Here is a 6,956-nt window from a genome sequence, read left to right on the forward strand (position 1 = left end):
ATTAATTAGCGACCAAGTAGCTTTAACTATTCTGGACGTCAATTCTTCAGAAGTTGCTACTTGGTGTAGGGCGGATTCCAAATCTACGCCGCTGTCCAAAACTTGGCAGAAATGTTCCCATACCTCTAACTCAGGATCTGACAGACCTGAAACGTCAGTTTGCGCAATGAGATGCTTTGCAAGTGCCCACATTCCGGACATGCCATGTGCAGCCGACGCACCACTGCCCATAATAATGACTGGAGCCTTTCCATAATATTCCTGCGCTTGTTTTTGATAGTTCAAATCAGGCATGTCATTTTCCTTATTATTCCCCCTACATCCTTTGGGCAACTATATGTCGCTTCGACAGCGCTTACTTGCCTAACAGTGTTTTTTCAGACGACAATGTTCGCATTTTTCCAAGGTGAAAATACGGACACATCTAATGTAACTAACTGATTCATCGCTTAAACACTAGAAGTACTTAGATAAATGTGGGTCATGTCGTTATAATAAGATTAATCATGCCACTTTCAGGCTGATAGTCAACTTAACACATAATTTTCGTGTGTTATGAAATGAAGAAATGTCCAGCTTTGGGTAATGCTTATAAATTGAAATGGGGCAGAAAACATATTGTCTTCTTAACTCGCCGACCAGAACCGACCTCGAATTTCTAAAGTCATACGTGATCAAACTTCATTGTAATCCGACTTACCTCAAGCTCATTGGATAACATTTAATAGGGCAAATTAGTACTAACAAGACAGAAAAAAGCTATATGACTAAAACGTTTTGGGGCAAAAATGAGTTTACTCCTGCATAGCTCTGAATTTAAGCGAGCTTGATTCATCGTCCAGATCAAGAAGCTAGGCTTAACTTTCTGGCTTTATTCATAACTCGTGAAATAAAGCCTTCGGTGCCCACTACAACCCTAATTCACTTTGATTAATGGCCGCACTAACGCTTTTGCTGAATATCGTAGATGATTTGCTTATCGGCGTTCTTTAATGGTACACCTACCTGATTAAACGCCTTTTGGATAGTGGTTGAAACATGCTGACGGCCTTCTCCTAGTAAAAAGTTTGCTCTATGCTGATTGGTTTCAAAGACGCAGACTATTGCTAAGCTTTGTGGAAAAGAAGTGTATTTGACCGTATGAGTCACCCAAAGGAAACCATCGTAGGCTTTTAACGTGCTTTCACAAACTTCAGTTAACACTTCTCTAATGAGATTCTCAACCCTCTTATCTGACTTGCGCATAAAACAAACTCCCGATTTAACCACGTTAAAAACCTGTCAGTCTACCTTGTCTTAAACAACATTGGGCAGTGAAATTGACTCAAGCTCACTTGGCACCTCTTTCGACAAGCGACAAAAGTCATGAGCAAGGTATCGTCGCGATACGATATTAACCGACAATGAATCAGAAAGGTGGTATTGAGAAAACGTTTAAAGCGTTACCAAGAGAGCCATTACTTCCAACCTTGAAGCCATTTTTCTTGGTTTTTGAGTTCAAGCCAGTCTATTGAATATTCATTTCTCGACAGCACGGATTCAAGTAAACATGAAATTACTGAACCCTCTTCATCATACTCAACGTCTGAAATTAAAAAATGCTTTTCCCGTTTGAGCGGCTTTACCGCAGTCCATTTACTATTTCGTAACTTAGCTGGGTTTATTTGATTCATACTAACTCCGTAATAAACTGAATTTATTGAAAATAATAATCAATAATACGAATGATAGCGGTTTAAGTTCAGTTCGCTGTTCCGTTTATACCGAGACAAGTAGGTGGCAAATGAGGACAGACCATGTGATTGCAATACAACAAACAAATTAAGTGTGGGACATTTTATACGTTTTAAAAGGATGAGATCTGAACTTTAACGCAAGCTAGATGGGTGATGCTTGCAGCATAAATCTTCATAGACAGAACTAGCTTTCAAATAGTTACGAAGACATTTGCAGAATAAGTTCGCATAAGATTGCATCAAAAGTCTGCATATTTGAGTAGGTATCGAAATCTTACGTTGTAAAATTACTACATCATAACCAATGCCCGTAGATAATCGTGTGCATTCGAAAAACCATGAGCAACCAACACAAACAATTACGAACTCATTTTTGGACAAAAGTGAGTTTCGAAAAATCAAGCATAAGTAAGTCATGAATAACTATTGATAATGGCAAAGCTGTTCCAATAGAAGTTCAGTATTGATAGCGTTGGCTGTTATTTTTTATGCAATACGGTCAGCAATAAAATATCGTTTGTCTGCGCAATAAGAGGCAAACGAAGAAGTAATGTGAAGACATAAATGCTTTATACTGTCTGCTTTGCTATCTAGCTGCGTAACGTTAAATCTACGCCCTATAGTAATTGCAGTCTCTCTACCATGAGCTATCGCGTTACGGTGATCTTTCACTTCGGCTAACTAGCTTAAAATGGGTAGTGCTCTTCTTCATACGCTTCCACCCAGGTCACTAGCTTTTCAAGTTCGTCACCTTCGGGTGTGCCTGGTTCAGCATCGAATATGGTTTCAATCCTCTTTAAAACCATCCTGTACTCGTTTTCTGACAGTATTTCCGATTCAGTAAGTCCTTTAACTTTCATGAGAGTTTCCCTATCGACACTCCCGCTTTTGTTAAAGCGTTCAGCCATTTTTAGCATTTTTTCCATTCGGGTGTCGTTAAGAGCATCGTCTCTTTGAACAAGAAAATCGCTTTCTGCTTTATCCGTATCTTCAGAATAAGATCCCCAATCTTTTTCATTTGTAGTCGCGAGTTCATCAGCGTGTGCTGTTTTGGGTGTAATACCCTCAAGCAGTTCTTTTTCTGAAAGTGGTTTACGGCTCATGGCTCGCTCCTCGATTTGTAATGGTTTAATGAAACTGGAGTGATTTATAGCATAGTGAGTTACTGGCTGTAAGGTATGAGTTGTTTTAAGACAAGCTTTGGGGCATTTCTGTGTTACACCCCCGTCAGCATACCTTTGGACAAAAATCATTTTCGCGCTTCAATCAAACCAAGCCAGTTGGCATTAGATTCTGTGGGGGAAAGGTGTTTTTTGAGTCGGAGAATTGTTGTGATATGAGCTTCAAAGAATAGTCAACCCCAGCATTTATATCTAAACATAATGTCATGAGGATAGAATCGAAAATATACTCCCACTAGATGAGAAATCTTGTCACTACGAATGGGACGCTAGAAACGGAAGTGAGGCTTATACTGCTGGGGAAGATTAAGTGCAACCAATTTCTCAGCAATAAATGACACAAACTATCTGTTCCGTTAAAATGGATTAAGTTTCTGTTTTAATTGAAAGGTTGGATGTTATATGACTTTTGGAGCTAGGTTTCATCGTGGAGATCTCCACATTCACAGTTATGGTTCTGCCGGTTCATATGATGTCACTGATAGTCAGATGACGCCAGAAAATATTATTGCAAAGGCAATAGAGAAAAACCTTTCAATCATAAGCATCACTGATCACAACAAGATTAGCAATTCTATTGATGCGGTAAATATAGCTAAAGACAAAGAAGACTTACTCGTTGTTCCAGGAATAGAAATATCCACAACTCAAGGGCATCTACTCGCCTACTTCGCCACAACCCAAGATCTAGAAAACTTCTACGGTAAACTGAACTTCGACCCCGATAAGAAATTTTCAACGCAAGGAATCTACGAGTGTTTAGAGTATGTCAAAAAATATAATGGTTTCGGTATGTTAGCCCATATTGAGGTTGATTCTGGGTTCGAACTAACCATTGGCAAGTTCAACGAGATCTTCGATTTGGCCTTTCAACATCCCTCAATATTAGCGTTAGAAATCAGAAATCATGAATCGGTAAATTTCTATACACAGGATGATGATAATCCAGATAGAAAACATGCCATGAAGAAAAGAAACCAAATTCTTGGCTTACCTGACTGTTATAAGTTAGCCAAAGTGATGTCTTCAGATGCCCATTCTATGAATGCATTTGGTAAAAATGCATCTGGTGCTGATCGCCTAACCCGTTTCAAGTTAGATGAATTAAGTTTCGATGGATTACGAATTGCCCTGATGAGTCATGATTCTCGGGTTAGGCTTGAGGATGATGTACCTATCGCCCTACCGAGATTCAAAGAAATCAAAGCATTTGGAGGGATACTTGATGGGATGTCTATCGAACTAAGTAATAATATGAACTGTATTATTGGTGGTCGCGGTACAGGTAAATCTACTCTTGTGACCGCTATTCAAGAAGCATCAAACAACCCTGTGGATACCACCGCAGTCCAAAGAAGTAATGCGTGGCCAACAAAAATTGAACTGACATACGAAAATGAAGCTGGTCAGGAGTTCAAATACGTTCTTGAACACGGCGACTTGACTTGCATAGATGGAGATTCTAATGAGATCAACTCTCAAGTTCCTTTGGAAGCTTACTCTCAAGGTTTTACTACATTTTCAAGTAATGGCGATGAGGACGATAAAGACAAAAAGCTTCTGAAATTCTTCGATGGTTTTACAAATGTTCAGCACCTAAAAGATGAAGATCGCTCAAAAATAGTACAAATATCTACAAATTTCGAGCAGTTACAGAGTTTAACTAATGAAGTCGCCGAAAAATCTAATGTAGACAAAGAACTACAAGAATTACAGAGCAAGAAATCCGCATACGAAAAACAGAATGTTGGTGAGTTAATGAGGCTTCATTCTAGTTTGGTAGAGGAAGAGGCACTACGAAAAGAGTTAGAGGAATCACTCGGTGCATTGAGCAAAAGATATAAGCAAGTCTTATCTGATAAAGATGAAATTACCGAACTACTCAACATAGATAGAACCAAAGTTCATGTTGGTAAAGATCATGTCGATAATGTATTGGGTATCGTCCAAGAGTTCTCTGATATCGTTGACAGACACCAAAAAGAGCTAAGTGAAGAGCTAGAACAAAAACTGATCGTACTCAGAAATGAGGTTAGAGCTTGGCGTGGCAAAGAAGGAACAGCGAAGCAACAGATTGAAGTCAAAAAGAAAGAATTAGACGATAAGAAAATTCCCTATGATGAAGGGAAATTTATCACTCTATCCAATGACATTACTAGACTTCAAAAAAGACAAAAAGATATTCAAAAATCAGCCAATAAGCTAAAAGAAATCAAAACAGAGAGAGCAAACCTTTTTAAAGAACGAGATAGAATTAGCAAAGAAATACAGAAACACAGACTGGGATTTTGTACACGAGTTAACCAAGATTTATCTGGTTCTGTTGATGGATTGTTTGTACAAGCAAAAGTTGGTGTGGGGTATCTATCCAAAGAGTTCTCAACATTCATCAAAACTGCTACTGGATGGTATAGATGGGCAAATAGTGACAAAATTGCCAATTCAATATCACCTCTTGAGTTTTACAAGAATATGAAATTCAAGAAATATGATTTCTTATCTACGCTAGGGTTGAGCGAAGTTGAGATTGAAGATGTTAAGACGAAAATTTGTGGCTTAACACTAGAGAAAGTTCTATCTATCCCATTTAGAGAAAGACCTAAATTGACTGTCACACGCCATAACAAATCTCAACGAGACGCAGATGTTAAAGATATCAGTGAGTTGAGTTTGGGACAGCAGCAATCAATTATGTTGTCTATCCTCATCCAATCAGACAGTAATCTTCCTCTAATCATCGACCAACCAGAGGATAACCTAGATTCAGAGTTCATCTTCAATAGCGTGGTCTCTAATCTTCGTAGGTGTAAAGAGAAAAGACAGATTATCGTTGTCACACACAACTCAAACATAGGAGTTCTTGGTGACGCTGAGTTAGTGATACCGCTTGTTGCGTCTAATGATAAATCTTCTATCGTTGGCATGGGGTCAATTGACAACAGAGAAACTCAAGATCAATGCTGTGAAATACTTGAGGGTGGTAGAAGAGCATTCTCAACAAGAAAAGAAATTTACAGAATTTGATGTGTATGTTCGGGCTAGGGATAACCCTAGCCCATTTTATTTTAGGGAGTTGGTTCGATAGTATTCGGAGTCTCCCGTACCTACCTTTAGAACGCTCACATGTAAGTTAGCTTCGAGCTTACAGGGAGGTATTTGCAGCGTGTCACTACACTGAAAGGTATTTGTAGAAGATTTAGGCCAAGTATGTAATCACGGAAGTCATCAGATCAGAAGTGGCAGATATGTTACCACGAAGGGTATTTGCGATGTTCCAAAGCTGCTTTTTAGTTCTTTTTGGTATTGTTCAACCATGAGGTGTCCGCAATTAATGTAAGTTTTTAGATTCAAGCCACTTTAGATGACTACTTAAACCATCTAGTCCAGGGTAAATAGAAAATCTATTGATACCATAGATAGATAATTGTTTTTTCAAATCGCTTCTGAGTGCATTTGGAATGATAAATATTTTCATCTGTTTTGATTTATAGGCAGCCATAAGGTTCGTATGAGCGGTAAAAAGACCATTCTGTGCGATTATTCTTGGTGTGAGGTTATCGGGAATGTATCTCCGAACATCATCGTGCGGCTTAAGGTCTAGAGGTGACTCATATTTTTCTATATCAACAGGGTCTTTTCGGTCAATCAGCACATAGATTGCTGAATCTGAATTTGTTTCTTCTTCAATTGCAAAATATAGTGCTATAAGCGGATTCTTCGACCAATCTAGCAGCCTTGTTGGTAAACCATGATGTTGTGCTAAAGCCAACCACTCCCAGTCATTTTTTGGGGTGTATTCTAGGTGAGGCAATGCCTGCTGCTTAAATGCTTTGAAAAGCCTTTTCTCAGCGTTAATCAACTCATTTTCATCACTATAACCTAACCGCATAATCGACGGCTCAAGCTTGAAGTCACAATCCTTAACTCCGCGATATACCGTATGCTCTGCATTCAGCTTTTGCACCTCAGAGTGGTAGTGCTCGAAGCTCTTCAAGGTAATGCGCTTCACCACATCAACATAGTGGGGAATGTTTAAATT

5 protein-coding genes and 2 pseudogenes are annotated in these 6,956 nt (G+C 38.9%); 1 reads left to right on the forward strand and 6 read right to left on the reverse strand.

Annotated features, from left to right (window positions below; all coding sequences use genetic code 11):
- The 4 genes and pseudogenes from CAG60_RS13540 to CAG60_RS16550 all read right to left on the reverse strand — a co-directional run.
- Window positions 1-294: pseudogene (locus CAG60_RS13540) on the reverse strand (SIR2 family protein); the annotation flags it as partial.
- A 648-nt stretch (window positions 295-942) separates the two neighbouring features.
- Entirely contained in the window at window positions 943-1,245 is a 303-nt protein-coding gene (locus CAG60_RS13545; RefSeq protein WP_161439163.1) for a Fis family transcriptional regulator, read from the reverse strand.
- A 212-nt stretch (window positions 1,246-1,457) separates the two neighbouring features.
- Entirely contained in the window at window positions 1,458-1,673 is a 216-nt protein-coding gene (locus CAG60_RS13550; RefSeq protein WP_161439164.1) for a TIGR02450 family Trp-rich protein, read from the reverse strand.
- A gap of 749 nt (window positions 1,674-2,422) precedes the next feature.
- The gene (locus CAG60_RS16550) at window positions 2,423-2,839 is read right to left on the reverse strand and encodes a hypothetical protein (protein ID WP_202598588.1); all 417 of its coding nucleotides are present in this window, start codon (window positions 2,837-2,839) and stop codon (window positions 2,423-2,425) included.
- A 480-nt stretch (window positions 2,840-3,319) separates the two neighbouring features.
- On the opposite strand from CAG60_RS16550, the gene CAG60_RS13560 reads away from it, so the two are divergent.
- Window positions 3,320-5,941 (forward strand): TrlF family AAA-like ATPase, encoded by a 2,622-nt coding sequence (locus tag CAG60_RS13560; protein ID WP_161439166.1) that lies wholly within the window; start codon window positions 3,320-3,322, stop codon window positions 5,939-5,941.
- Between the two features lie 151 nt (window positions 5,942-6,092).
- Here CAG60_RS13560 and CAG60_RS16880 read toward each other — a convergent pair.
- Both CAG60_RS16880 and CAG60_RS13570 read right to left on the reverse strand, forming a co-directional pair.
- Window positions 6,093-6,232: pseudogene (locus tag CAG60_RS16880) on the reverse strand (type I restriction-modification system subunit M N-terminal domain-containing protein); the annotation flags it as partial.
- Window positions 6,233-6,245: 13 nt separating this feature from the next.
- On the reverse strand, window positions 6,246-6,956 hold a 711-nt coding region (locus CAG60_RS13570; protein WP_237667791.1), incomplete at its 5' end, for an FRG domain-containing protein.

This window comes from Vibrio sp. V33_P6A3T137 (genome assembly GCF_009904835.1).
GTDB classification, from domain to species: Bacteria; Pseudomonadota; Gammaproteobacteria; order Enterobacterales; family Vibrionaceae; genus Vibrio; species Vibrio metschnikovii.